Raw genomic sequence first — 24,670 nt, 5'->3', positions numbered from 1 at the left:
CCCTGCCCCCCTCGGCGGGCCCTGCGTCAGTCCACCGCGTGCGAGAACAGCTTCAGGACCGGTACGCCGACCTTGTGCCGCGCCCGCGAGGCCCAGTCCCGGTGGAAGAACTCCTCCACGTAGTGCGGGTCGGTCAGGACGATGACCTCGTCGGCGTCCGCGCTGTCGACCAGCTCCTTGAGCGCGTCGAGCGGGTGGTCCTCGATGAGCTGCCCCGTCGCCTCGCAGCCGGCGGCGCGCAGCGCCGTCAGCGAGACCTCGAGCGCCTTCTGGGCCGGGGCCGTCGCATCCTGCCCCTCGGGTACGTCCCGTTCCTTCGCCGCTTCGTCGAGCTCCCCGAGCGCCACGTCGTCGATGGCCCGCAGCAAGCGGTCCGCCTGATCGCCGCGGGGCTGGAGAAGCACCCGGAAGGTGACCGTCTCCTCGCCGTGCAAGGTGGTGACGAACTCCACGTCGGCGGAGGTCAGGGCCTTCTCGATCATCAGTACGCTTGTGAACACGACAGGCGCCCTTCTCATCCGTGGGCTGCCGAGAGTCTGTCTCGACAGGCCCCTGCGGAAACCATCCTGCCCCGTGGCCGCACGGGGTCTGCGACTTTTAGTGTGCCCAACGGAAGCGAAACGGAACGGCATATTCCGCTGATTGTCAGGTTCGACGGTATCGGGTGAAGAGGAACCCGGCCTCCTCCAGCAGTGATGCCAGCTCGAAACGTTCCGGCACCGCCATCGACGGCCCTCCGGCGATCCGCTGCGCGTCCCCCGCGGCGAGCATCGGCGACACCGTCAGACAGAGCTCGTCGAGCGCCCCCGCGGCCACGAACTGCCCGAGCAGCCTGGGCCCGCCCTCGGTGAGCAGCCTGGTCAGACCGCGCTCGGCGAGGGCCGCCACGACCCGCTGCGGGTCCACGCCCGCCCCCTCCCCCGCGATCACCACGACGGCGCCCGCCTTCTCGGCCGCGGCGACCCGCTCGACGGGGGCCGCGGCGCCCGTCACCACGAGCGTGGGAACCAGCGGCGAGACAAAAAGCGGAAGGGTGAAATCCAGGTCGAGGCTCGCACTGACGACCGCGATCGCGGGCGCCACCGCCTGCCCGGCCGCCGCCCTGCGCTCGGCGAAGGCCTCACGTGCGCGCGCCGGCCGGTAGCCCTCCTGGCGGACCGTTTCCGCGCCGACGACCACCGCGTCGGCGATCCCCCGCAGGGTGCCGAAGACCCGCATGTCCGTGGCGCTGGAGATGGGCTGTGACCGGCCGTCGTGCTGGGCGGCCCCGTCGAGCGTGGACACCATGTTGGCGCGCAGCCAGGCGCCCTCCCCGGAGGGGTACGCATAGGCGTCGGCCAGCTCCCCCAGTCCCCACTCTCGTACTGCTGTTTCGTCTGTCTGGTCGGTCACAGGGAACAGGCGTCGCATGTCAGCAGTCTTACACGGCCCTTAAGGTTAGGAACCGTGTCGTCCTCCACCGCCGCCCCCGGGCAGAGCCCCATAGCCGAAGCGGCCCCGCAGTCGCTGTGCGCCCGCGAGCCCCATGTCCCCGCCGACCGTCTGGTCGCCGAGATGGTGCCGCCGCCGCGCTTCGACTCCGTCCGCTTCGATACGTACATCCCGGACCCGAACCAGCCGAGCCAGACCGAGGCCGTGACGGTCCTCAGCGGCTTCGCGGGAGGGCTCGGCGGGGCGCATGCCTCCGGAGCGGGCAAGAAGCGCTGGTTCCAGAAGAAGGCCCCGGCCCCCACCGGCCCGCGCGGCGTCTACCTGGACGGCGGCTACGGCGTCGGCAAGACCCACCTCCTCGCCTCCCTCTGGCACGCGACGCCCGCGGCGCCCGAGCAGAAGGCGTTCGGTACGTTCGTCGAGCTGACGAACCTGGTGGGCGCGCTGGGCTTCCAGCAGACCGTGCGCACGCTCAGCGGGCACCGGCTGCTCTGCATCGACGAGTTCGAGCTCGACGACCCGGGCGACACGGTCCTGGTCTCCTCGCTGCTCGCCCGGCTCGTCGAGGAGGGCGTGGCGCTGGCCGCCACCTCGAACACGCTGCCGGGCAAACTCGGCGAGGGCCGGTTCGCCGCCGCCGACTTCCTGCGCGAGATCCAGGGCCTGTCCGCCCACTTCAAGGCGCTGCGCATCGACGGCGAGGACTACCGCCACCGGGGTCTTCCCGAGGCACCGGCCCCGTACTCCGAGGAGCAGGTCACCAAGGCGGCGTACGCGACCGACGGGGCGAGCCTGGACGACTTCCCGCAGCTGCTCGACCATCTGGCCCGCGTCCACCCGAGCCGTTACGGGGCGCTGACCGACGGGCTCAAGGCCGTCTGCCTGACCGATGTGACGCCCGTACCCGACCAGTCGACCGCGCTGCGCCTTGTGGTGCTCGCCGACCGGCTGTACGACAGGGAGGTGCCCGTACTGGCGTCCGGCGTCCCCTTCGACCGGCTGTTCGGCGAGGACATGCTGAACGGCGGGTACAAGAAGAAGTACTTCCGGGCCATCTCCCGGCTCACGGCGCTCGCGCGTGACGCGAAGGGACTCGTGGAGCGGTAGGGCCTCGTGGAGCGGTAGGGCCTCGTAAAACGGCAGGGACCCGATGCGGCTGCTGGAGCCGCCAAGACTCACCGGGACTCATAGCTACGCGCGTGGTTCCCGTGCACGAAGGCCCGTGGTACACACATCCGGTCATGTTCCTGTCCGCCAGCAGGAGGTCGACCCAATGTCCACGACACGACGCGAAGTGCTCGCCCGTACCGGAGCAGCAGGTATGGGCATCGCCTTCACCGGCGCGCTCTCGGAACTCTTCGCGGGCAGCGCCGCCGCGCAGGGCAAGGCCGGATACGGGCCCCTGGTGCCCGACCCTGCCGGACTGCTCGATCTGCCCGAGGGGTTCCGCTACAAGGTCCTGTCCCGCGAGGGCGGCGAACTGCCGTCCGGCGAGGGCAAGGTGCCGAGCAACCACGACGGCATGGCTGCCTTCCGCGGCAAGCGCGGCGGCGTCCATCTCGTCCGCAACCACGAGAACCGGCACAACGGAAAGATCGGCGTGCCGACGATCGAGGGCCTCACCTACGACCCGGCGGCCAAGGGCGGCTGTACGGCGCTCGCGCTCGACCGCCGCAACAACGTCCTGGACGAGCGGGTCGCGATCGCCGGGACCGCGGTCAACTGCGCGGGCGGGCCCACGCCTTGGGGCACCTGGCTGACCTGCGAGGAGAACGAGGACAAGGCCGGCACGAACGGCTACACCAAGGACCACGGCTTCATCTTCGAGGTCGACCCGGTGGACCCGCGCCGCACCGGGGCCGTGCCGCTCACCGCGATGGGCCGCTTCCAGCACGAGGCGATCGCCGTCGACCCGAGACGGGGCGTCGTCTACGAGACCGAGGACGCCTTCCAGAAACCTTTCGGCCTCTTCTACCGCTTCCTGCCCAACAAACCCGAGGGCGGCCGCGGTTCGCTGCGCGCGGGCGGCAGGCTGCAGGCGATGCGCGTACCGGGCGTACCGGATCTGTCCGCGGTCCAGGAGACGGGCGCCCGCTTCGACCACGTCGAGTGGGTGGACGTCCCGGACCCGCTGGCTGCCCAGACCCCCATCAGGCTCCAGGACTTCGGCCCCAAGGGCATCACCCACGCGCAGAAGCTGGAGGGCTGCTACTGGGGCGGCTCGTCCGTCTACTTCGTGTCGTCCTTCGCGCACAGCGCGGAGGGTTCGGCGGGCGATCACTTCGGCCAGATCTGGCGTTACGAACCGTCGAAGCGCCGCCTCACCCTGGTGATCGTCTTCGGCCCGAGCACCGACATCCAGCTCCCCGGCGAGTCCCCCGACAACATCTGCCTCGCGCCCAGCGGCGGCCTGATGGTGTGCGAGGACGGCGACGGCGCCCAGCATGTGTACGGCCTCACGCGCGGCGGCGAGGTCTACGCGATGGCCGCCAACCGGCAGAACATCGGCACCCCCGACAAGCCGGAGTGGGGCGAGTTCGCGGGCGTCGCGTTCTCCCCGGACCACGAGACGATGTACGTCAACTGCTACAACCCCGGCACGACGTTCGCCGTGACGGGGCCCTGGGACGACTGACACAGGTTCGGCCCGCCTCCTCTGGTGCCAGGGGAGGCGGGCCGAACCGTGCGGTGCTAGTACCCGATCACCGGGTAGTGGTCGGACAGGTTGGTGTACGTGTACTGCTTGCCCCAGCTGGAGACCGTCCAGGGGGCGCTCTGCTCCTTGATCACCTCGTTCTTCCAGCTCGCGGGGCGGGCATTGCCCTTGCGGTGGAGGATGTAGTCGAGGTCCTCGCGCGGGTCGTCCGGGTAGCGCTCGGAGGCGATCGAGTTGTCCTGGGTGTCGAAGGAGTACGGGTGGCCTGTGCGGCCGTCGGCGCCGGTGAGGCCGCCGTCGGCGAGCATCGAGGCGTACTCGTCGGTGCGCGAGTCGACGTTGAAGTCGCCCGCCACGACGACCTGTTCGTCCGCCGGGATGTTCTTGCCGTCCAGGAAGGCGTCCATCTCCTTGAACTGCAGGGAGCGGGTCGCCGCGGCCTCGCCGGAGCCGCAACCCGGGTCGGTGGACTGCGCGTGCGTGCCGACGACGTGCACCTTCGTGCCGTTGACGTCCAACTGGGCATAGACGAAGCCCTTGTTGGAGTACGAGTCGGCGCCGCAGGCGTCCTTGTAGACGTACTGCTCCTTGCGCACGATCGGCCACTTGCTCAGCACGGTGACCCCGCCGTCCTCCGGGGTCACCGAGGAGTAGGCGCCGCCGGTGGCGTCCCAGCCGTCCTTGCCGCGGCCCATCACCGGGGTCTGGTGCGGGTACTCGCCGCGGGCGTTCGACATCAGCGCGTCGGACGCGGAGTTGTCGAAGGCCTCCTGGATCACGACGACGTCCTGGCCCTTGAAGAAGTCCGTGGCCGGTATCTCCTTGGCGCGGTGGTCCTGGCCCCAGTTGGGGTACAGCGTCTTGCTGAACAGGAAGGTGTTGTACGAGAGGACCTTGAGTGCGGGAGCCGCGGCGGCCGGGGCAGCGGGGGCGTCGGCGGCGGTCGCGGACGGGGCGACGGCGGCGAGGGTGGCGGCGGCGAGCACGGTGGCGACCGCCGCGGCCTGGGAAGAGCGCAGCGCTGGGTGCGGCACGGAATCTCCTGTGGGGGGGTGTGAAGGGTGGGGGGTTGCTGTGGCGCGGATCATCCAACCAGCCGCGATTACTTCTGGGTAGCCTTCGCGTGAACAGATCCGACCGAGTTCGCGCGGCGCCCCGCACCCGCCCCGCGCCCCACCCCGCTCAGAGCTCGGCGAGCGTGCTCTCCACCGTGTCGAGCAACGCCTGCCGGTCGTCCTGGACGCGGGCGAGGACGCGCAGTCCGTAGTAGGTGCTCTGCACCCGGCGGGCGACGGTCCGCGCGTCCCCGGTGGACCGCAGCTCGCCGGTGCGCCGCCCCGTCTCCACGACCGTACGCAGCTCCTCCTCGACCCGGTCGAAGCTGCGCCGCACCGCCTCCCTGACCTCCGGGTCGAGCCCGCCGATCTCGACGGCGGCGCTGATCGCGAAGCAGCCGCGCCCGTCCGCCGCGTCGAGATCGGCGTCGACGGCGTGGATCATCATGTCCCGCAGCCGCTCCTTGACCGGCCCCGCCGCCCGCAGGATCTCGACCTGCTCGGCGGTGCTGGTCTCGTAGTAGCGCTGGAGCGCACGCACATAGAGCCGGTGCTTGCCGCCGAAGGTGTTGTAGAGGCTGGAAGGCCCGAGTCCGGTGCTGTCGCACAGCGCGCGCGTCGACGTGCCCTCGTAGCCATGGCGCCAGAACGTCTCCATGGCGGCGGTGACGACACGGTCCTCGTCGAACTCTCGTGGCCTGGCCATGTCCCCCACAGTACGGGTTTTTGGAACATGCGTACAAAACAGATCGGCGCGGACCGCCGGGCCTACTCGACCGCGCCGACCCCCTCGATCTCGACCAGCCACTCCGGGTCGGCGAGCGCGGCGACCTGGACGAACGACTCGGCCGGGAACGGCGGCGCATAGAACCGCGCACGGAGGCGGGCGAAGACCTCCTGGTGCGCCATGTCGGTCACGAAGACCGTGAGCTTGACCGCCTTGTCCAGGCCGGATCCGGCGTTGCCGAGGACGGTGTCCAGATTGGCCAGCGCCTGCCGGGCCTGCGCCTCGAAGTCCCCGGCGCCGACGGTCACCCCGTGCGCGTCGACCGGCGCCTGTCCCGAGGCGAAGACGAGGTCTCCGACGCGGATGCCGAGCGAGATGCCGGCCGAGGCGTACCAGTCGGGGTCGGCGGTGACGCGGGTGCGGGTGACGGTGCGGTGCGGCATGTCGGTTCTCTCTTCTCTGTCTGCTGTCGGTGGTGGAGGTGCGCCGCCCACAGCACCGCCCCGGCCCCGGCGGCGGCGAGCGCGGCGCCGACCCAGGCAACGGAGGTGTAGCCGTGTCCGGCGTCGATGGCGAGGCCGCCGAGGAGCGGGGCCAGGGTGTTGCCGACGTTGAACGCGGCGGTGTTGGTCGCACCGACGAGCGTGGGCGCGCCCGGCGCGAGAGTGAAGACGCGGGACTGGAGGGCGGGATTGGTGACGTATCCGGCGAAGCCGAGGAGGAAGACCAAGGCGATCACGATCCCGGCGGACCCGGCCGCCGCACCGAGCAGCGCGGAAAGGAGCGCGAGCGCGCCGAGCCCGATGCCGAGCGTGGCCAGCGGATACGACTCGGCCGTCCGGCCGCCGACGTAGAGGCCGGCCATCCCGCCCACCCCGAAGAGCGCGAGCACCGCCGGCACCCACCCCTCGGGCACTCCGCTCACCCCGGTCAGCAGGGACGCGAGATAGCTGAAGGTGACGATGACCGCGCCGAAGGCGAAGGCCGTGATGGCGTACGACAGCCAGAGCTGGGGGCGCGCCATGCCCCGCAGCTCGCCCCGTACCGACGTGCCCGGCTGCGCGCCACGCCCGCCGGGGACGACGAGCAGTGTGCACACGAGGCTCACCGCGGTGGCGGCGGCCACGGCCCAGAAGGCGGCGCGCCAACTGGAGTGCTGGCCCAGCACGGTCCCGGCGGGTACGCCGACGACCGTGGCCAGCGTAAGACCGCTCGCCACGACGGCCACGGCCCGCCCCTTCGCGGCCGCCGGAACCAGCGCGACCGCGGTGGCCACGGCCACGCCCCAGTACCCCGCGTACGCGAGAGCGCCGACGACCCGCGTGACGAACAGGACCGCGTAGCCGGGCGCGAGCGCTCCGATCACGTGGGCCAGCACGAAGGCGGCCTGGAGGGACACCAGCGCCGTCCGGCGGGGCCAGCTCAGGGTGGCCACGGCGAGCAGCGGCGCGCCGACGACCATGCCGATCGCGAAGGCCGAGATCAGCAGCCCGGCGTCGGGGATCGACACCCCGAGGTCGGCGGCCATGCCCGGCAGCAGCCCGGACAGCATGAATTCCGAGGTCCCTTGGGTGAAAATCCCGAGCCCGACCATGTACACCGCGGGCGGCATCGCGGCCCCTCCCCTGTTGTGTCCGACGTCGTCACTGCGCGGATTCTGGAGCACTCGCTCTAGAACCGGCGATCAGGACGCTAGCACATTCTGAAGCAGTCGCTTCAAAATGAGGGAGGAGAGAGGACGGCGGGCTGAAGTGCGCGGATCAGACCGACAGTTCCGGGCCCGCCGCTGCCGCCACCAGTGACGCGGTGACCGGGTGGGACGGGGACGCGAACAGGGCGCGGGTCGTGCCGGACTCGACGGCCTCGCCGCCGGAGAGGACAAGGAGCGAGTCGGTGCGGCTCGCGATCATGCGGAGGTCGTGGCTGATGAGGACCAGCGCGAGCCCCCGGCCGTCCCGCAGCTCCGCCAGCAGGTCCATGATCGCGGCGGCGGTCCCGTCGTCCAGGGCGGACGTCACCTCGTCGCAGACCAGTACGTCCGGGTCGGCCGCCAACGCGCGGGCTATGGAGGCGCGTTGGCGCTGGCCGCCGGAGAGTTCGTGGGGGTAGCGGTCCGCGAAATGGGCGGGGAGACCGACCTGTTCGAGGAGTTCGAGTACGCGGGCCGGGACATCGGCGCGGTCCGCCCTGCGGTGCAGCCGCAGCGGGCGGCCGAGTGTCTGGCCGACGGTGCGGCTCGGATTGAGGGTGCCGAGCGGGTCCTGCGGGACGAGTTGGAGGCGGCGGCGCTGTTCACGGGTGCGGCGCTGGGCGGCGGGGGCGAGGCGTACGCCGTCGAGGGTGACCGTGCCTCCGGTGGGCCGGTGCAGGCCCACGACCGCGCGCACCAGGGTCGTCTTGCCGGAGCCCGATGCGCCGACGATGCCCGTGCTCGATCCCGGGACCACGGAGAGGTCGACGCCGTGCAGCACCGGGACCCGGCGGCCACGGTGCGCGAAGGCCGCGCGCAGCCCGGAGACGGTGAGCGTCGGGACGCCCTCGGGCGGCGGCCGTTCCGCCGTGCGCGGGGCGGACCGCGGCGCGGGGCCGCCGCCCGTCAGGTCCACGACGTCGTCGGCGAGCCGGGCGACCAGGTCCGTGTCGTGGCAGGACAGCGCGACGGCGAGCCGGTGGTGTCCCGCCAGATGCCGCAGGAGTTCGGCGATCTCGTCGCGCAGGGCCGGGTCGAGCCCCGCGGTCGGCTCGTCAAGGAGCAGCACGGCGGGGCGCCGGGCCAGCGCCCGGGCGAGTGCCACGCGGCGCTGCTGGCCGCCGGAGAGTTCACCGGTGCGGCGGCCCAGGAGGCCCTGGTCCATGGGGAGTTGGACTTCCCGGAGCAGGGCGTTCAGGCCAGCCGGGGTGCGGTCCACGGCCAGTTCGGCGAGCAGGCCGCGCACCTTCATCCGGGGATTGAGTCCGGTGCCGGGATCCTGGCCGAGGTAGGCGAGCCGGTGCCTGCGCAGGGCGCGCAGCTCGGCGGCGCCCAGCGTCAGGGTGTCCCTGCCGAGCACCTCGACCCGGCCCGCGGTGCGCCTGGCTCCCGGCGGCAGGGCGCCGGCCACGGCCCGCAGCAGGGTGGTCTTGCCGCAGCCGGAGGGGCCGACGAGGGCGGTGACGCGGCCGGGGCGGACCTCCAGGCTGCCGCCGTCGAGCAGCAGTCGGCCGTCGGCCGCGGCGATGGTCAGGTCCGTGACGCCCACCGCCGCGTCGGTGACGGGGACTTGGCCCTCGGGGTACCAGTCGGGCATGTGGTTCACAGGGCGGTCCCCGCTTTCCGGCCGGTGCGCGGCACGAGTGCCGATGCGGCCAGGTTGACGCTCATGGCGAGCAGGCCGATGGCGATGGAGGGGGCCAGCACGGCCCAGGGGTTGAGGACGATGCCGCCCGAGTTCTCCCGGATCATCAACGCCCAGTCGGCGGCCGGTGGTTGGGGTCCGACCTGGAGGAATCCGGCGGTGGCGACGAGGTAGACGGCGGCGACGAAGCGCAGCCCGAAGAGCGCGAGCAGCGTGGCCCGCAGATTGGGCAGCACCTCGCGTACGACGAGATGCCACAGGCGCTCCCCGCCGACGGCCGCCGCCTCGATGTACCCGGCGGCGGCGACCGGCGCCGCCGCGCCCGCCACCAGACGTACGGCATAGGGGACGCCCATCACGACCGCGGCGGCGATCACGGCGAGCCGGCCGCCGCCGGGCCAGGACAGTGCGATGAGGAGGATGCCGAGCACGGCGGGCAGCAGCATCAGCACGTCCGCGGCCCGCTCGACGAAGCGTCCGACGGCGGGTCGCAGCGCGCCGATCGCGCCGAGCAGCGCGGCCGTGCCGGTGACGAGGACGGCCACCAGGAGGGAGGTCACGATGAGTTCGCGCCCGCCGGCGAGCAGCCTGCTGAGCACGTCGCGGCCGAGCTGGTCGCCGCCGAGCGCGGCCTTGCCGCCCGGTTCGGCGTAGGGGGCGGTGACCGGGACGTCGATGGCGTGCGGGGCGAGCCAGGGCCCGGCGGCGGCCAGCGCGAGGAGCACGAGAGCGGGCAGGACGCGCAGGACGACGCCGCGCCGGGGCAGCCGGCGGCGTGCGAGCTTCTCCGGGACGGACGACGGGCCGGACGACGGGCCGGACGGCGGGACAGGTGGCGCGGACGGGGCGGTCATATACGGCCTCCCGAGGCCCTTGCGCGTACGAGATCCGCGAGCAGGAGCACGCCGGTGATGACGGCTCCGGTGACGGCGACGACCCCGGCGACGACGGGGCTGTCCCGGTCGGTGACGGCACCGGCCAGCACGGAGCCCACGCCCGGGTAGTTGAAGATGGTCTCCACCACGACGGCGCCGCCGAGCAGCATGCCCGTCGAGGTGGCGATGCCCGCCGCGATGGTCGGCAGCGCGCCCGGCAGCAGATGGTGGGTGAGGATCCGGTGGCGCGGCAGTCCGTCGATGACGGCGCTCTCGACGTGCGGTGCCTTCGCCTCGTCGGCGAGGGCGGCGCGCACGATCCGGGTGTTCCAGCCGATCTGCGGGATCGCGAGGGCCAGTACGGGCAGGATCAGCATCCGCCAGGAGGCCGGTGAGCCGTCGGCGTCGGTCAGGGTGACGGCGGGCAGCCAGTCCGTCCACAGCGCGAAGACGAGGACGAGCGCCACGGCGACGACGAACTCGGGCAGCGCGAGGATGCCGGTGGCCGTCGCGGAGACGGCCCGGTCGGTGCCGCCGCCCGGCTTGAGCGCCGCCCAGCAGCCGAGGCCGACCGAGACGGCGAGCGTCACGAGCAGCGCGAGTCCGCCAAGGAGCAGCGTGTTGGGGAAGGGCCGGGACAGCAGGTCCGCGATGGACTCGCCGCGCGCGGACGTGCCGAGGTCGCCGGAGGGCAGTCCGGTCATCCAGTCGGTGAAGCGGGTGAGCAGGGGCTGGTCGAGGCCGAGCAGCTGGCGGCGGTGTTCGAGGTCGGCCGCGCTCTCGCCGCGCTCCGACGTGGCGTTGGCGGCGTCGCCCGGCAGCAGTTCGATCGCGGCGAAGACGACGGCGAGCAGCACGGCGAGCAGCAGTGCGCGGCGGGCGAGCAGCACGCCGACCCGCAGGGCGCCGGACAGCACCGCCCCGCCGGGTCCGCGGCTCCCGGCGCCGCCCGTGTCGCGCTGCCCGGCCTTCTGCCGCGTCGCCGTTCCGCTCAGCGGGCCAGCCATGCCGACTCGAGCTGCACACGTCCGTAGCCGGGCAGTTCGGGCAGTCCGTGCACGGGGGCGGCGGCCAGGTCGATGCCCTCGGCGACGCCCCACAGGAGGTAGCCGGAGGCGTCGTGCTCGATCTTCTGGAGTTCGCCGAGCGCCTCGGCGCGGGCCCCGGCGTCCTTGGCGCCGATGGCCTTGCGGTAGGCGGCGTCGAACTCCTTGTTCTCCCAACCGGCCTCGTTCTGCGCGGACTCGGAGACCATGGTCTTGCTGGCCAGGAAGATCACCGAGTCGTTGGTGCCCCAGTAGCTGGTGTAGAGGTCGCCCTTGAGCCAGGTCTTGTCCCAGAACGTGGCGGACTCCTGCTTGACCACCTCGACCTTCACCCCGGCCTCGCGGACCTGTCCCGCGAAGAGCGTCGCGGACTCGGCGAGACCCGGGACGTCCTCGGTGGTCAGCAGCTTGTACGTCTTGGACGTGTCGAAGTCCGCTTCCTTCAGGAGGGACTTGGCCTTGGCGAGGTCGCGGGCGCGCTGCGGGATCTTCTTGTCGTAGGCGGGGTCGCCGGTTCCGAGGACGTCGTTGCCGACCGCCCCGTACCCGGAGAGGACCTGGTCGACCATGGCCTCGCGGTCCACGGCAAGGCGCAGCGCCTCGCGCACCTTCGGGTCCGCGAACGGGCCGTCGGCGGTGCGCATGACGATCGGCATCGCCATGTCGTCGGGGCGGCGCACGATCTGGATGTCCCCCCGCTTCTTGGCCGTACGGGCTGCGACCGGACCGACGTTGGAGGCGAGGTCGATCTGTCCGGCGAGCAGGGCGTTGGACATGGCCTGCGGCGACTCGAAGATCTTCACTTCGACGGCGTCGAGGAACACGTCGCCGCCGTGCCAGTCGTCGTTGCGGACGAGACGGGCGTTGCCGGAGCGGAACCAGTCGAGCTTGAAGGGGCCGGTGCCGGGCGCCTTCCCGATGTCCTTGTCCTTGGTGCCCTTCTTCAGCACGAAGGTGGTCAGGCGGGTGAGCAGGGGCAGTTCGGCGTTGGCGTAGTCGGAGACGAGGACGACGGTGTCGTCGCCCTCCGCCTTGATGTTCTCGGCCTTGATGCCGGGCAGCCGCGAGGCACCGGACGGGGTGCCGCGCAGGCGACGCAGCGACCAGACGACGTCGTCGGCGGTGACGGGCGTACCGTCGTGGAACTTCGCGCCCTTGGCGAGGGTGAAGCGCCAGGTCTTCAGGTCCTCGGACGGCTTCCAACTGGCCGCGAGGCGGGGGGCGGTGTTCTTCTTGGCGCCGGGCGCGGTGAGGGTGTCGTGCAGGAGGGCGATGATGAGGTAGTCGCTCTCGTTGGCCTGGGTGCCGTGCGGGTCCCGGGTGATGGCCGACGTGCGGCCGAGGGCGCCGACCCGGAGCGTGCCGCCCTTGCGGGGCTTGCCGCCTCCGTTGGCCGCGTCGGACGACGATTCACCGCCTCCCGAGCACCCGGTGAGCAGAGCCGCCGTACTCAATGCCCCGCCGGCCCACAGCACTTGGCGCCTGGAGATGTCCACGTACGTCCTCGTTCCGGTTCGGACCGGCTTGTGGCCGGCTCAGGCAGTCAAGAAGGTTTTAGGTTTGCCTACCCTAAGAACATTGGGCGCCGCAACCCGCACCCCCCGTGAAGTGCGCCCATGCGCCCCCAAGTTCAAGATTCCGCCGCTCTCCGGCAAGATCCAACACTAAGGTTTGCCTTACCTTACTTTGCTGCTAGCGTTCGAAGCGTCACCGGTGACACGGCCGATTCCTCCCCCATCAACGGAAACGGACTATTTCGCCATGGGCACGGCAGCCGCACCTGTCCGCACGCTCGACCCCCACACAGCGCACGAACTCCGCGAAACCGCCGAGAAAATACTCGCCGAATTCGGCACGTCCGCCACGTCTGACCGACTTCTGGAACGCGTCGCGCGGGCCGCCTCCGCTTTCGACGCCCGACTGCTCCACCACTGCCGCCCGGTGGACACCGCCGACGGCCTCTTCGTCCTGCGCGGCCTCGACGTCGACGACGACACCGTCGGGCCGACGCCCGCCAGTTGGGCCGACGCCGGCGACAGCGGGGCCGTCCACGACATCACCCTGCTGCTCCTCGCCTGCGCGATGGGCAACCCGCTGGCCTGGGAGGGCCAGCAGGACGGCCGGTTCGTGCACAACATCGTCCCCTCGCCCGGCCACGAGGCCGAACAGACCGGCGCCAGCAGCACGGTGCTCCTCAGCCCGCACACCGAGGACGCCTTCCATCCCGGCCGCGCCCACCTCCTGATGCTCGGCTGCATGCGCAACCACGACCACGTCGCGACCACGGCGGCCAGCGTCCGCAGGGTCCAACTCTCCGACGAGGACGTCGACTTGCTCTCCCGGCCCGTCCTGCCGATCCTCCCGGACGACGCGTACGCGAGCGCCCAGGGCTACGCCGACCAGCCGCCACCCCCGGTGCCCACCCTGTTCGCGACCGAGGACGGCCTGACGCTGCGCTTCGATCCCGCGTACACCCCGGTGGACCGCGCGGTGGCGCCCTACCGCGCCGCCTACCGGCGTCTGGAGGCCGAACTCGCCCGCACCTCGGTCGCGGTGAGCCTCGAACCCGGCGAGATCCTCGTCGTCGACAACGACCTCGTCGTGCACGGCCGGGTGCCGTTCAAGGCCCGCTACGACGGCACCGACCGCTGGCTCAAGCGCGCCTCCGTGCGCGTCCCCGGCCGGCGCACCCGCCCGCCCGCCGAAGCCGCCGAGCACGGCTACGGCCAGAGCGCGCTCGAGGCACGCGTGCCCTGACCCCGGCCTGCGCCGACGCCGACCCGGCGCACGCGGCCCGAACTCCCGCCCACGGAACGGAGGAAGACACCCATGACCCGCATACCGATACCGACGAGCACCTCGGACAAGACCCTGCGCGTCCTGTCCACCACGGACCTCGCCGGCATCGACATCTCCCTCGCCGACGTCGTCGCCACCGTCGAGGACGCCTACCGCACCCTCCACGCCGGCCACTCCGACAACCCGCGCAAGCTCACCGTCAAACCACGGGACGAGCACTCGGTCGCCTACGCGATGCTCGGCCGCGACGGCTCCCGCGACGTCGTCGCGATCAAGACCTCGTACAAGCACGGCCTGGACAAGGGCCGCGACGAGCAGCACTACTACACCTCGCTCACGCTGTACGACGATGCCACGGGCCTTCCGGTGGCGATGATGGACTGCTCCCGCATCGGCTCCCTGCGCACCCCGGCCGTCTCCGCCCTCATCGCCCGCGAGTGCGCCGCTCCGGACGCCCGCAGCGCGCTGGTCATCGGCACCGGGACCCAGGGCAGGCTCGCCCTGCCGTTCCTGCTCACCACGCTGCCCGGCCTCGACCGCCTGATGCTGTCCGGCACCCATCCCGAGGGCATCGCGGCGGTCCGTGCCGAGCTGAACGCCCATTTCCCGGAACGCGAGTTGGAGATCGTGACCGATCTGCGGGCCGCCGCCGCGGACGCCGACGTCATCGTCGCCACGGCGGGCGGGCACACCCCCGCGGCCGTCGAGGCGGACTGGCTCAAGCCGGGCGCGCTCTGCGTCTTGGTCGGGCACGGGCTCGCCCCCTCGACGCTCCACGAGGCGGACCGCCTCATCGCCACGAGCGAGGCGCAGATGAACGTCACCGGGACGGACATGGCCGACGCCAAGGGTGAACTCCCGGCGGTGGACGCCGAATTCCCGCCCGTGCTCGCCGGGGCCGTCGCCGGGCGCCGGTCGGCCGAGGAGCGGATCTTCGCGTACAACAGCGGTCTGGTCGTCACGGACATCGCGCTCGGCCACCGCTTCGCACAGCTCGCCGTCGCCCAGGGCCTGGGCAGCGAGGTGCCGCTGTGGCGGTGACGGAGACGACCGGGGGCGGGGCCTGCGCGCCGAGCGTGCCGGCCCTGCCCGATCCCGCCACCGAGGCGGTGCTGTCCTGCGGGCTCGTCGAGGAACTCGCGTACGCGCTCGGCGGCCCGTTCCACTTCCTGCTTCCCGGCGCCTTCGACGCCAACCTGCGGGCGATGCGGGCGGCCGTCGCCGACGCCGGGGTGGACGGCTTCGTGTACTTCGCGAAGAAGTCCAACAAGGCGGCCGTGTGGGTCGAACGCTGCGTGGCGGGCGCCGCGGGCGTCGACGTGGCGTCCGTCGGCGAGCTGCGCGAGGCGCTGGGGCACGGGGTACGCGGCGAGGACGTCGTCGTCACGGGGCCCGCCAAGGGGCGCGAGCTGCTCGATCTCGCGCTGCGGCACGGCGCCCTGATCGCCGTGGACGCGACCGACGAACTCGACGCGCTGCTGTCGGCGGCTGCCGCGCCTTCGGGCGGCGGTCGCCCGGCGCGGGTCCTGCTGCGCTGTCTGCCGCCCGCGCAACCGCACAGCCGCTTCGGCATGACCGACGCCGAGCTGGCCACCGCCCTCGACCGCTGCGTCCAGGCGGGCGACGCCGTACGGATGGAGGGGTTCAGCTTCCATCTCTCCGGATACGAGGTGGCGCCCCGCGCCGATCTGGCGGCGCGGCTCGTCGAGCGGTGCCTGAAGGCGCGGGCGCTGGGCCTGCGGGCGGACCGGATCAGCGTGGGCGGCGGGCTTCCCGTCAGCTACACGGACGCGGAGAGCTGGCGCGGGTTTCTGGGCGCGCAGCACGGCGGGCAGTATCACGCGGGCAAGCGGTTCGGCGGCGACGACTTCTACCCGTACCACTCGCCGGTCGCGGGAGCCGACGCGTTGCGCGCGCTGCTCGCGGCCGGGCCGGAGGGTCAAGGGCGGCCGCTCGCCGCACTGTTGAGGGAACACGGCGTCGCGCTCCTCGTCGAGCCGGGGCGCGCGCTCCTGGACCGGGCGGGCGGCAGCGTGTTCCGGGTGCAGGGGGTCAAGGAGCGGTCGGGGCAGCGGCTGCTGACCGTGGACGGGAGCAGCCTGAGCCTGTCGGAGCAGTGGTTCAACAGCGAGTATCTGCCCGACCCTTGGCTGCTCCCGCTCGACCGGGACGGGGCCTCGGGGGTGTTCCCCGCCGGCGTCGGAGCCGCGACGTGTCTGGAGTCGGACATGCTCAGCTGGCGCCGGATCCCCTTCCGGCGGCGGCCCCGGGTGGGGGATCTCCTCGTCTATCCCAACACGGCCGGCTATCAGATGGACTCCAACGAGTCGCCCTTCCACGAACTGCCGCTGCCGCCGAAAGTGGTCGTCGACCGCGTGGAGCGCACCGACGCCCCAGGGGGGCGTCCGCGCTGGCGGTTCGACCGTCATTTCCTCCGAGCCTGATTGCCGTCGACGAACCCGATCGTCAGAGACGAGCCCGATCGTCATCGACCCGACCCAGGAGTATGTGATGCCCGGATCACTCCAGCGCCCCGCCGTGGTCTCCCGCGTGTCCGATCTGATCGGACACACGCCCCTGCTCGAACTCGCCGCCACCGAGACGGGCAGCCGGCTGCTGCTCAAACTGGAGATGTTCAACCCCACCGGAACGGCGAAGATCCGGATGGCCCGCCAGATGATCACCGACGCCGAGGCCCGCGGCGAGCTGCGCCCCGGCGGCCGGATCATCGAGTCCACGTCGGGCAACACCGGGCTCGGCCTCGCCGTCATCGCCGCCGAACGCGGCTACACCTTCACCGCCGTCGTCGACCATCACGCCTGCACGGACAAACTGCGCGCGATGAAGGCCCTGGGCACCGATCTCGTGTACGTCGTCGACGACGGGACCGATGAACTCGCCACCGCGGCGCGCGAGGAACTGGCCGAGGACATGGCGCGCGGCGAGGACAACACGATCTTCACCGAGCAGCACAACAATCCCAGCAACGGCGTCGGATACTTCCCCGTCGCGCATGAGATCCACGAGGCGCTGGACGGACGTATCGACGTGCTGGTCGGCGCGGTCGGCACGGGTGGCGCGCTGTGCGGAACGGCACGCGAACTGCGGGCGCTGAACGTCGGCTTCACCACCGTCGGCGTCGAACCCAAGGGGTCCATCGCGTTCGGCGGACCGGCCCACGACTACTACCAGTCGGGCACCGGCACGCCCGAAGGCGCCGAGATAGGCGCCCTCGTCGACTTCGGGCTCATCGACGAGGGCGTGAAGGTCGGCGACGTCGAGGCGTTCGCCACCTGCCGGGCCGTCGCCCGCACCGGGCTGCTCATCGGCGGCTCCGCGGGCGGTGTCGTACACGAGGCACTGACCCGGCTCTCGGCACTGCCGCCCGGAACGACTATGGTCGCGCTCGTCAACGACGGCGGGGAGAAGTACCTGGACACCGTCTACGACGACGACTGGATGCAAGCCCGTGGCCTGCTCGACCCCGCGGCGGAGCGGGAGATCGAGGAACGTCTCAGCAAACTCCGCAGGAGCCGATGACACCCATGCCGAGCACTCTCCTGCGCGACAGCCGCGCCCTGGCCACCCTCGCCGTCCCGCTCGTCCTCACCCAGCTCGCGCAGGTCGCCCTGACCACCACCGACACGGTGATGATGGGCCTGCTCGGCACGCGGGAGCTGGCCGCGGGCGGCCTCGCGATCGTCATCTTCAACCAGCTGCGCACGATGGGCGTCGGCCTGGTCACGTCCGTCGGCAACCAGATCGCCGCGGCGGCGGCCCGCGCCGAAAAGGCCGGCGACGGGGGCGAGGGCGCGGATCACGACGAGGTGCGCGGGATCGTCCGCGCCAGCCTCGCCGTTGCCACGCTCGCCGGTCTCGCCGGAGCCGTCCTCATGATCCTCGTGGGGCAGGCCCTTCCGCTGCTCGGCCAGGACGCGGACGTCGTCGACCGCGCCCAGGACATGCTGTTCGCGCTGGCTCCCGGACTGCTGCCGTGCCTGTGGTTCCAGGCCGTACGCCAGTTCACCGTGGGCATGCGGCGACCGCAGGCCCTGCTGCGCATCACGATCGCGTCCATCGCCGTCAACGCGGGCCTCAACTGGGTGCTGATCCACGGCACTTGGGGCCTGCCCCGGCTCGGCCTGACCGGCATCGGCGTGGCCACCTCCACGGTCTATCTGCTCTCCTTCCTCGCCCTGTACGCCTCCGCCAAGCGGGACGCGGAACTGGCGCCGCTGCTCGCCCTGAACGTCACCAAGGCCGATCCGGCGACGGTCAGGCGGCTGGTGGGCCTCGGGGTGCCGATCGCGGCGACGTACGGCTCGGAGGCGGGATTCTTCTCGCTGACCGCGCTGATGGCGGGCTCCTTCGGCCCCGCCGCGCTCGCCGCGCACACCGCGGTCAACCAGCTCGTCTACATCGTCTTCCAGGTGGCGGTCGGCCTCTCCCACGCCGCGTCCATCAACGTGAGCCGCGAGCTGGCCCTCGGCCGCACCGACGACGCGCGGCGCATCAAGAACACCGCGCTCGCGTGCGCGGCGGCCGTCATGGCGGTCGTGGGCATCGCCTACCTCACCGTGCCGCGCCTGATCCTGGCCCCGTTCATGGACTCAGGGTCCGACCGCGCCCTGACGATCGCCGCACAGCTGCTCGTCGTGACGGCGTTCCTGCAGTTCTTCGACTGCGCGCAGAACATCGGGGTGGGCCTGCTGCGCGGCCTCGACGACACCAAGAGCGGTTTCCGCATCACGCTCGTCGGCTACTGGGCGGTGGGCCTCCCGGCCGCCTGGCTCCTGGCCCACCCGCTCGGCCTGGAGACGGTCGGCATCTGGCTGGGCCTCCTCATCGGCCTCGCCACGACGGCGGTCCTGCTGCTGCGCAGATACTCGGCGGCGCTGGCGGTGCGGGGCGAGACGGTGGCGACCTCACCGGTCGGCGGATAGGCCCCGCCGGGCGGTCGCCGGTCGCCGGGCGGGCCACGGTCACCCGGCGGCGCGGTCGCACGTGGGCGCTTCGCCCACCGCGCGTTCCGCCGCACTGCGCAGCACGCAGAACTCATTGCCCTCCGGGTCGGTGAAGACCACCCAGCCGGTGCCGTCCGGCTCACGGCGGTCCGCGGCCAGGGTCGCGCCCGCCGCGCGGAGCCGCTCCACCTCTTCGTCACGCGGACCGTCCGGCTGGAGGCAGAGGTGGACACGATTCTTCTGGACCTTCGGCTCGTCGACCTCGGCGAAGTAGAGGTGGAGCCCGGTGGGCAGGGCGATGGCCGCCGTCGACTCGCCGGGAAGATCGTCGGCGTTCAGCGGATGGCCGACCACCTTGCTCCAGAACTGGGCCAGTTCGTACGCGTCGGCACAGTCGAAGGCGACGTTGTAGAGCGTCGAGCGCATGGGTGGGCCCTTCGTGGATCGTGGTCGGACCGGCATTGTCGGTGACGGATGCGAGGGTGGCAATCATGATTCCGCCGCACGAACTCCCGCCGACCCAACTCCCGCCGACCGAGGCTCCGATGACGCTGACCGGCATCGACGCCGCGCTGCGCGCCGCGTGGTCCGCCGACACCTGCTCCCCCGATGACCAGGAGCGCTCCCCGTGGACCGCGGCGAACCCCGCCTGGGGGCACTGCGACATCACCGCGCTGATCGTGCACGACCTGTTCGGCGGCGAGCTGCTGTGCGGCGAGGTGTGGTCGGCCCAGGGCGAGCAGCAGAACTATCACTGGTGGAACCGCCTGCCGAGCGGGCTCGAACTGGACCTGACCCGCGAGCAGTTCCTGCACGACCAGCGGATCTCGGCCCCGCGCACGGTGATCCGCCCACCGGGTCCGCTGCCGCGCCGCCAGTCGGAGTACGAACTGCTGAGGCTGCGATTCGAGGCCGCCGCTCAACACTCCCTGTAACTGAGCATCCGCATCAGTCACTCTACGTATGAGTGCTGCCCCGCACCGCTCTCACGGGGAGAACCGTGGTCCTGACCATCGTCATCATCGCGATCGCCGCGGACTCGGTCTGCTACGCACGCGCCGTGGTCGCCAAGGAGTGGCCCACCATGGACAGCCGCCCGGCCATCGCCACCCTCGCCATCTTCACCGCCCTGCTGACCGCTTCGCTGCTCATGATCCGTGACGTCGACCGGCCCTATCAGGGCCTGATCAAGGTGGATTCCATCTCCATGACGGTGACGTCCCAGGACATCTCCGCCGACTTCGCGTCCGCGTACGGCGAGGGCAAGCTGCCCTGTGACGAGCAGGGCCAGAAGGCGTGAGTCCAGCTGTCACAACGGCAGCAGGCTGCGCGCCGCGAGGCCGAGACCGACGGTCAGGATCACCAGCGCCGTCAGCAGACTTCCGTACGGCGTGAACCGGCGCAGCATCGGGAGGTGGCGCTCGCCCACGACGGCGAGTCTGCTGCCGCCTCCGGCCAGCAGCACTCCGGCTGAGGTGAGCATGGCGGCCATCCCGAGACCGTAACCGAGCACGAGCAGTACGCCGAAGGTCGTCCTGCTGAGGGCGACGGCGCCCAGCAGGACGACGAGCGCCGAGGGGCTCGGCACCAGGCCGCCCGCGAGGCCGACGCCGAGGAGGGACGGAAGGCCGAAGCGACGGCGCCGGTCGCCATCACCATGGCTGTGGCTGTGATCGTGGTCGTGCCCATGGCTATGGCCATGGACGTGCCCGTGGTGCGCATGCCCGTGCCCATGCCCGTGTCCATGCTGCCACAGCGACACCGCACGGCCGCCCCGCAGCGCCCGCCCCGCCGTGACCGCCAACACCGCGCCGATGACGGCGATCACCGTGCCGCTGATCGCGCCGAGCCAGCCGAGAAGGCGCTCGCCCACCAGGCCGCCGGACGCGGTCAGGACGAGCCCCACGATCAGAACTCCCGCCGTATGCGTGGCCGTTACCGTCGCGCCGACCGCCAATGCCGCCCGTACGCCACCGTCGCGCCGCGCCAGACAGGCGGCGACGGCGAGCTTCGCGTGGCCGGGCAGCGCGGCGTGCCCGGCGCCGAGGAGCATCGTGAGGAGGACGGCCGACAGGCCTACGGGCAGGGTGAGATCGCGGCCCGCGGTGAGGGCGGTCAGCTTCGCCTCGAGACCGGGGAAGAGGACCGCGCCCTGGGGCAGCTCCGGGGGCGCCGCCCCAGGATCGGCCGGTGCCCCCATCCCGGCTCCCGGCGCCGACCGCGTGCGGAAGTCGGCCCGTACCGTGTTCAGCGGCTGCTCCCCGGCGTTCGCGGGATAGCGGCGCAGGGCGCGGCTCGTGCTGTCCGCCGGAACCGAGGAGCCGACCAGCCGTACGCCGTTCCCGGCGGCGGTGATCTCCTTCCAGCCGGTGCGCGACGGGTCCGCGGCCGAGGCGAAGGACAGCTTCCTCGGCTCGGTCAGATCGGCTTCGGCGCGCAGCGCGCAGGTCAGCCTGGCGACGGTCAGACCGGCGGCTCCCTCGCGGTACTTCAGGGAACTGCGGTCCACATGCCAGGAGAGCCGTCTGCCGTCGGCCGAGATCCGGGTGTGCCGGGCCAGTTCGGCGCACCGGCCGGTGGCGCGGGCCGCCACCTCCCCCGCCGAGAGGCGCCCGTCCCGGTCGGCGTCGGTCGCCGCGTGGTCCTGCGCGGTGGGGATCTCCGCGCTGTCGACGACGGCGGTGTCCTCGATTCGGTCGGGCAGCAGCCGCAGCCCGTCGTGGTGATTGAGGCTGAAGTTGCCCAGGGGGTGGGCGTGTGCGGCCGGGGCGGCGAACAGGACGGACAGGAGTGCCAGGAGGACGGAGGCGACGGAGACAAGGGCGGCCGGAGCCGCCGTGACCGTCGGCCGGAGCCGACGGTCACCGTGGTGCTGCTTCACGTGGTATCAGCTGCTTTCGGCGCCCCGGTCGAGCATGCGGGCCGCTCGGGGCGCGTGGAAGGGGGAGAAGTGCCGGTTCAGGGCGAGGGCTTCGCGCAGGTGACGGTCGGCGTCGGGCAGGCCGAGGGATTTCTCGATCGCCCCGCGGTGGTAGCGGAACAGCGCGCTGCGCATGCCCGTCGCGGCTGCCTTGCGCGCGTACCCGATGGCCTCGGTGTCCCGCCCTGCCCGGTGCAGGGCCCAGGCGAGCGCATCCGCGGCGATGACACTGCGGGTGTGCCGCCACACCCCGCGCATCAGCCGCACCGCCACGTCCGGGTCACCGTGATCGGCTTCGTACAGGGCGAGTTGGGGATCGACGGGTCCGCCTTCGGCGAGCGTCATCCGTACCTGGGCGTCGAGCGCGGCACGCCAGCCGCGGACCTGGGCCCGTGACGTCGCTCCGGAGCTCCGGTCGGACGCCGCCGACTCGACTGCCTCCAGAAGGAATTGCGGCACTGGAGTCTGCTGGATCAGTCGGCCGTAGCGGCGCGTCGCCTCCTCGGTGCGGCCGTGCGCCCCGTGCCATCTGGCCAGTCCGGCACGGGCGTACGGATGATCGGGTACGGCGGCGAGCGCGCGGCGGAAGTGGCGGTTCGCCGCCGCCGGTTCGCCCGAGGACCAGGACAGCTCGCCGAGGCGGTACGCGGCGAAGGCGGTCTCCTGTGGTGTGCCCGCGCTCTCCAGGGCGCGCCGCAGCGCGATCCCGGCGTCCGCGGTCCTGCCGTGGGTCTCCAGGTCGTACGCGGCCCTGGTGTACGCCGCGGGGCCGGGGGCCAGGTCGAGCATCCGCTGCACCGCGGCGCGGGCGGCCGGGTAGTGGCCGAGCTGGATCTCCGCGTCGACGAGTACCGCGTAGCCGTCCGGCCGGTCGGGGGCCATCCGGGTGCCGCGCAGACCGTACCTGCGCCCACGGGTGAACTCGTGGCGGGCGTTGGCCAGTTCGCCCTGCCCGGTCACGGCCGCGTAGTTGCCGTCGCGGTCGAGCCTCAGGGAGCGGCGCAGGGCCCTGTCGGCCGCGTCGAGGCGTGCCGCGTCCAGCGTGGTGCGGGCCGTCTCGATCTCCGCGTCGGCCAGGCGGGCCCAGACCAGCGGTTCCGCCGGGAAGTCGCGGGCCGCCTTCCGCGCCGCCCGCACTTCACCGTCCACCGCCCCCGGTGCCCCGGCGGCGGCCGGGGCACCGGGGCGCGCGGCGGCGCCGTCGCTGCGGACGTCGGACCCCAGGGACAGCAGGCCCGCGACACATGCGGCGACGGCCGCCGCTCCGCCCACGGCGGCGCCGACGCGCCTCACAGGAACGCGTGCGGGGTGTTGACGTACGGGAAGGTGTCTTTGGCGTCGGCCGGCTGGAGGTCGGCGATCGGCTTGGGCAGCAGGCCTTCCGCGGAGCGGCCTCCGGGCTCGCCCATGAGCATCCGGATCAGTGGGCCGTCGATGTTGTCGTTCATGCGCCGCCCGTTGGGGAAGCCCTGCTTGTCCCCGGCGAGCACGCCGTCCGGGTCGGGCTTCGCCGTGACGGGGGTGGTGAGGTTCAGGCGCAGTTCCTCGGCGAGGGCGATGCGGTCGGCGTCCGCGTCGGCGTTCATGGCATGGGAGTTGAGGTCGTAACCGAACTTGGCGCCGTTGTCGGCGCCGATGCCCTTCAGGAACAGGGCCTGGATGTCGTTCCGGGGCGCGGCGGGCGCCGGGAAGTTCTGGGCCTCCGCGATCTTGCGGGGCGGTACCGGGTCGAGCGTGGTGTCGAGGAAGCCCTTCGCGTCCTGGTCCTCTGCGGGCGTGCGGTGCTGGAAGCGGTCCTCGGGTCCGTTGCCGCGCTGCAGCCCGATGGTGGTGCCGTACAGACCGAAGGCCACGTGCGGGATGCCCTGGCGGGAGATCTGACGGAACGCCGGCGCCTGCCGGGCGAGACTGCGGCTCAGGTCGGCGCCCGGGCGGGAGACGGTGGACCAGACACCGACCACCGGATTGCGCTGCGGGTCGCCCTTCAACGCCACTTCGCTCTTGGGTACTTGGAGGACGAGGCTGCTGACGTTCATCTCCGACAGCGGGTTCGCGTCGGGCATCCACTTCGGTACGGGACCCGCCGTACCGACGGTGTAGAGGCCGAAGGCCTGGGTGTTGGCCTTGAACGCGTCGGCCGACTGGGCGGCCACGGTCTGGCCGCCGCCGGGCAGCTTCTCGACGGCCTGGCTGCGCAGCCCCGCGTAGTTGGGCATGAGGAAGCGCCCGGCGTGCGTGGGGGCCGCGGTCCCGGAGACCAGCTTCTCGGCCTTGCCCGCCCGCACCCGCTCCAGCGTGTACGTCTGACGGACGCGCAGGGAGCTGCTGGAGAGCGAGGTGACGGGCTCCGGGCCGACCTTCGGCAGCGGCGGGAACGGGGGCCTGCTGTCCTTGGTGCGGAAGGTCCAGCGGTACGTGGTGTCCGCCGCGCCGTCGCCGTCGGCATCGGTGTGGATCTCGTACCGGGCCCCGTTGGCGAAGGGGTAGTCGACCACCGCGTTGCCCGCGGTCGCCGGCAGCTGGAAGGGCCGTACGCTCGCGACGAGCGTGACCGTGTCGTGGTTGTCGGGGCTGGTGAAGGCGTATACGTCGGTGAGGTCCGCCGCGGTGTCCTTGACGGACGAGGGGGCGTCGACGTGACCGCCGGCCGTGCCGCTGCCGGACAGCGGACCGGAGAGGGCGGCCGCGGTGAGGGCGCCGGTGGCGGCCAGCATGGCCATGCATCGATGGGACGTTCTGACGGTTCCGGGCATGGAGAATCTCCGTAACTGTGCGTGACGGTCTTCCACCTTGCAGCAATCAAGATCACAATGCGACCCCGACGCGCCCGGTCGCGTGATCATTTTCGCAGACAGGGGCAAC

The 24,670-nt window shown here is 72.1% G+C and carries 23 protein-coding genes; 9 read left to right on the top strand and 14 right to left on the bottom strand.

All coding sequences use genetic code 11. The features are described 5' to 3' along the window. Window positions 1–26: 26 nt before the first annotated feature. Together ACIBKX_RS37905 and ACIBKX_RS37900 are read right to left on the bottom strand one after the other, a co-directional pair. On the bottom strand, window positions 27–500 hold the full coding sequence (locus ACIBKX_RS37905; RefSeq protein ID WP_363272236.1) for an indole-3-glycerol phosphate synthase: 474 nt from the start codon (window positions 498–500) through the stop codon (window positions 27–29). A 145-nt stretch (window positions 501–645) separates the two neighbouring features. Further along, entirely contained in the window at window positions 646–1,410 is a 765-nt protein-coding gene (locus ACIBKX_RS37900; RefSeq protein ID WP_363272237.1) for a pyrimidine reductase family protein, read from the bottom strand. 36 nt (window positions 1,411–1,446) lie between these two features. Here ACIBKX_RS37900 and zapE point away from each other — a divergent pair, with 36 nt between their 5' ends. Both zapE and ACIBKX_RS37890 read left to right on the top strand, forming a co-directional pair. Next, complete coding sequence (gene zapE / locus ACIBKX_RS37895; RefSeq protein WP_363272238.1) at window positions 1,447–2,538, top strand: cell division protein ZapE; 1,092 nt, start codon at window positions 1,447–1,449, stop codon at window positions 2,536–2,538. A 166-nt stretch (window positions 2,539–2,704) separates the two neighbouring features. Further along, window positions 2,705–4,066 carry an alkaline phosphatase PhoX gene (locus ACIBKX_RS37890; RefSeq protein ID WP_363272239.1) on the top strand — a complete coding sequence of 454 codons (1,362 nt, stop codon included), beginning with the start codon at window positions 2,705–2,707 and terminating at the stop codon, window positions 4,064–4,066. A 56-nt stretch (window positions 4,067–4,122) separates the two neighbouring features. Here the strand turns inward: ACIBKX_RS37890 and sph are convergent, their stop codons facing one another. From sph to ACIBKX_RS37850, 8 genes are all read right to left on the bottom strand, one after another. Beyond that, the gene (gene sph, locus ACIBKX_RS37885; RefSeq protein WP_399377129.1) at window positions 4,123–5,175 is read right to left on the bottom strand and encodes a sphingomyelin phosphodiesterase; all 1,053 of its coding nucleotides are present in this window, start codon (window positions 5,173–5,175) and stop codon (window positions 4,123–4,125) included. Between the two features lie 94 nt (window positions 5,176–5,269). After that, window positions 5,270–5,848: a TetR/AcrR family transcriptional regulator gene (locus tag ACIBKX_RS37880; RefSeq protein WP_363272241.1), complete on the bottom strand. Its 579-nt coding sequence runs from the start codon at window positions 5,846–5,848 to the stop codon at window positions 5,270–5,272. A 62-nt stretch (window positions 5,849–5,910) separates the two neighbouring features. Next, window positions 5,911–6,234 (bottom strand): RidA family protein, encoded by a 324-nt coding sequence (locus ACIBKX_RS37875; RefSeq protein ID WP_399377167.1) that lies wholly within the window; start codon window positions 6,232–6,234, stop codon window positions 5,911–5,913. Beyond that, window positions 6,174–7,481, bottom strand: coding sequence for a Cmx/CmrA family chloramphenicol efflux MFS transporter (locus ACIBKX_RS37870; RefSeq protein WP_363272242.1), 1,308 nt, complete (start codon window positions 7,479–7,481; stop codon window positions 6,174–6,176). Before ACIBKX_RS37870 ends, ACIBKX_RS37875 begins: the two co-directional genes overlap by 61 nt. A 148-nt stretch (window positions 7,482–7,629) precedes the next feature. Continuing rightward, window positions 7,630–9,165: an ABC transporter ATP-binding protein gene (locus ACIBKX_RS37865; protein ID WP_399377126.1), complete on the bottom strand. Its 1,536-nt coding sequence runs from the start codon at window positions 9,163–9,165 to the stop codon at window positions 7,630–7,632. After that, entirely contained in the window at window positions 9,162–10,058 is an 897-nt protein-coding gene (locus ACIBKX_RS37860; protein WP_363272243.1) for an ABC transporter permease subunit, read from the bottom strand. The genes ACIBKX_RS37865 and ACIBKX_RS37860 overlap by 4 nt, the downstream gene beginning before the upstream one ends. Next, window positions 10,055–11,086, bottom strand: a complete 1,032-nt coding sequence (locus tag ACIBKX_RS37855; RefSeq protein ID WP_363272244.1) for an ABC transporter permease — start codon at window positions 11,084–11,086, stop codon at window positions 10,055–10,057. Before ACIBKX_RS37855 ends, ACIBKX_RS37860 begins: the two co-directional genes overlap by 4 nt. Further along, window positions 11,071–12,621, bottom strand: coding sequence for an ABC transporter substrate-binding protein (locus ACIBKX_RS37850; RefSeq protein WP_363272245.1), 1,551 nt, complete (start codon window positions 12,619–12,621; stop codon window positions 11,071–11,073). The genes ACIBKX_RS37855 and ACIBKX_RS37850 overlap by 16 nt, the downstream gene beginning before the upstream one ends. Window positions 12,622–12,886: 265 nt before the next feature. Here ACIBKX_RS37850 and ACIBKX_RS37845 point away from each other — a divergent pair, with 265 nt between their 5' ends. From ACIBKX_RS37845 to ACIBKX_RS37825, 5 genes are all read left to right on the top strand, one after another. Continuing rightward, a complete protein-coding gene (locus ACIBKX_RS37845; RefSeq protein ID WP_363272246.1) occupies window positions 12,887–13,882 on the top strand; it encodes a TauD/TfdA family dioxygenase in 996 nt (331 codons plus the stop codon). Window positions 13,883–13,954: 72 nt separating this feature from the next. Continuing rightward, a complete protein-coding gene (locus ACIBKX_RS37840; protein ID WP_363272247.1) occupies window positions 13,955–14,965 on the top strand; it encodes an ornithine cyclodeaminase family protein in 1,011 nt (336 codons plus the stop codon). Further along, window positions 14,956–16,368, top strand: coding sequence for a Y4yA family PLP-dependent enzyme (locus ACIBKX_RS37835; RefSeq protein ID WP_399377123.1), 1,413 nt, complete (start codon window positions 14,956–14,958; stop codon window positions 16,366–16,368). Before ACIBKX_RS37840 ends, ACIBKX_RS37835 begins: the two co-directional genes overlap by 10 nt. A 67-nt stretch (window positions 16,369–16,435) precedes the next feature. Next, a complete protein-coding gene (locus ACIBKX_RS37830; RefSeq protein WP_363272249.1) occupies window positions 16,436–17,464 on the top strand; it encodes a cysteine synthase family protein in 1,029 nt (342 codons plus the stop codon). A 5-nt stretch (window positions 17,465–17,469) separates the two neighbouring features. Next, window positions 17,470–18,867 carry an MATE family efflux transporter gene (locus ACIBKX_RS37825; RefSeq protein WP_363272250.1) on the top strand — a complete coding sequence of 466 codons (1,398 nt, stop codon included), beginning with the start codon at window positions 17,470–17,472 and terminating at the stop codon, window positions 18,865–18,867. A 39-nt stretch (window positions 18,868–18,906) separates the two neighbouring features. Here the strand turns inward: ACIBKX_RS37825 and ACIBKX_RS37820 are convergent, their stop codons facing one another. Continuing rightward, complete coding sequence (locus ACIBKX_RS37820) at window positions 18,907–19,314, bottom strand: VOC family protein (protein ID WP_363272251.1); 408 nt, start codon at window positions 19,312–19,314, stop codon at window positions 18,907–18,909. Between the two features lie 65 nt (window positions 19,315–19,379). Between ACIBKX_RS37820 and ACIBKX_RS37815 the strand changes: the two genes are divergently transcribed. Both ACIBKX_RS37815 and ACIBKX_RS37810 read left to right on the top strand, forming a co-directional pair. Further along, complete coding sequence (locus tag ACIBKX_RS37815) at window positions 19,380–19,823, top strand: hypothetical protein (protein WP_399377120.1); 444 nt, start codon at window positions 19,380–19,382, stop codon at window positions 19,821–19,823. A gap of 65 nt (window positions 19,824–19,888) precedes the next feature. Further along, window positions 19,889–20,188 (top strand): hypothetical protein, encoded by a 300-nt coding sequence (locus ACIBKX_RS37810; protein ID WP_363272252.1) that lies wholly within the window; start codon window positions 19,889–19,891, stop codon window positions 20,186–20,188. A gap of 9 nt (window positions 20,189–20,197) precedes the next feature. Here the strand turns inward: ACIBKX_RS37810 and ACIBKX_RS37805 are convergent, their stop codons facing one another. The 3 genes from ACIBKX_RS37805 to ACIBKX_RS37795 are packed head-to-tail and all read right to left on the bottom strand — an operon-like array spanning window position 20,198 to window position 24,528. After that, window positions 20,198–21,769, bottom strand: a complete 1,572-nt coding sequence (locus ACIBKX_RS37805) for a nickel transporter (RefSeq protein WP_363272254.1) — start codon at window positions 21,767–21,769, stop codon at window positions 20,198–20,200. 6 nt (window positions 21,770–21,775) lie between these two features. Next, entirely contained in the window at window positions 21,776–23,101 is a 1,326-nt protein-coding gene (locus tag ACIBKX_RS37800) for a tetratricopeptide repeat protein (RefSeq protein WP_363272255.1), read from the bottom strand. Next, the gene (locus ACIBKX_RS37795; RefSeq protein WP_363272256.1) at window positions 23,098–24,528 is read right to left on the bottom strand and encodes a DUF4331 domain-containing protein; all 1,431 of its coding nucleotides are present in this window, start codon (window positions 24,526–24,528) and stop codon (window positions 23,098–23,100) included. The genes ACIBKX_RS37800 and ACIBKX_RS37795 overlap by 4 nt, the downstream gene beginning before the upstream one ends. Between the last annotated feature and the right edge of the window lie 142 nt (window positions 24,529–24,670).

The sequence above is a fragment of the Streptomyces sp. NPDC050658 genome, from assembly GCF_044457025.1.
Lineage (GTDB): Bacteria > Actinomycetota > Actinomycetes > Streptomycetales > Streptomycetaceae > Streptomyces.
The sequence above is the reverse complement of the archived record's forward strand: the minus strand, read 5'-3'. Positions and strand labels throughout refer to the sequence as shown.

Bases quoted from the DNA above. Each gene is read 5' to 3' on its own strand.
- ACIBKX_RS37855 (WP_363272244.1), bottom strand. From the start codon at position 11,086: ATGGCTGGCCCGCTGAGCGGAACGGCGACGCGGCAGAAGGCCGGGCAG.
- ACIBKX_RS37795 (WP_363272256.1), bottom strand. From the start codon at position 24,528: ATGGCCATGCTGGCCGCCACCGGCGCCCTCACCGCGGCCGCCCTCTCC.
- sph (WP_399377129.1), bottom strand. From the start codon at position 5,175: ATGATCCGCGCCACAGCAACCCCCCACCCTTCACACCCCCCCACAGGA.
- ACIBKX_RS37830 (WP_363272249.1), top strand. From the start codon at position 16,436: ATGCCCGGATCACTCCAGCGCCCCGCCGTGGTCTCCCGCGTGTCCGAT.
- ACIBKX_RS37845 (WP_363272246.1), top strand. From the start codon at position 12,887: ATGGGCACGGCAGCCGCACCTGTCCGCACGCTCGACCCCCACACAGCG.
- ACIBKX_RS37820 (WP_363272251.1), bottom strand. From the start codon at position 19,314: ATGCGCTCGACGCTCTACAACGTCGCCTTCGACTGTGCCGACGCGTAC.
- ACIBKX_RS37890 (WP_363272239.1), top strand. From the start codon at position 2,705: ATGTCCACGACACGACGCGAAGTGCTCGCCCGTACCGGAGCAGCAGGT.
- ACIBKX_RS37870 (WP_363272242.1), bottom strand. From the start codon at position 7,481: ATGCCGCCCGCGGTGTACATGGTCGGGCTCGGGATTTTCACCCAAGGG.
- ACIBKX_RS37825 (WP_363272250.1), top strand. From the start codon at position 17,470: ATGCCGAGCACTCTCCTGCGCGACAGCCGCGCCCTGGCCACCCTCGCC.
- ACIBKX_RS37840 (WP_363272247.1), top strand. From the start codon at position 13,955: ATGACCCGCATACCGATACCGACGAGCACCTCGGACAAGACCCTGCGC.
- ACIBKX_RS37860 (WP_363272243.1), bottom strand. From the start codon at position 10,058: ATGACCGCCCCGTCCGCGCCACCTGTCCCGCCGTCCGGCCCGTCGTCC.
- ACIBKX_RS37900 (WP_363272237.1), bottom strand. From the start codon at position 1,410: ATGCGACGCCTGTTCCCTGTGACCGACCAGACAGACGAAACAGCAGTA.
- ACIBKX_RS37880 (WP_363272241.1), bottom strand. From the start codon at position 5,848: ATGGCCAGGCCACGAGAGTTCGACGAGGACCGTGTCGTCACCGCCGCC.
- ACIBKX_RS37815 (WP_399377120.1), top strand. From the start codon at position 19,380: ATGATTCCGCCGCACGAACTCCCGCCGACCCAACTCCCGCCGACCGAG.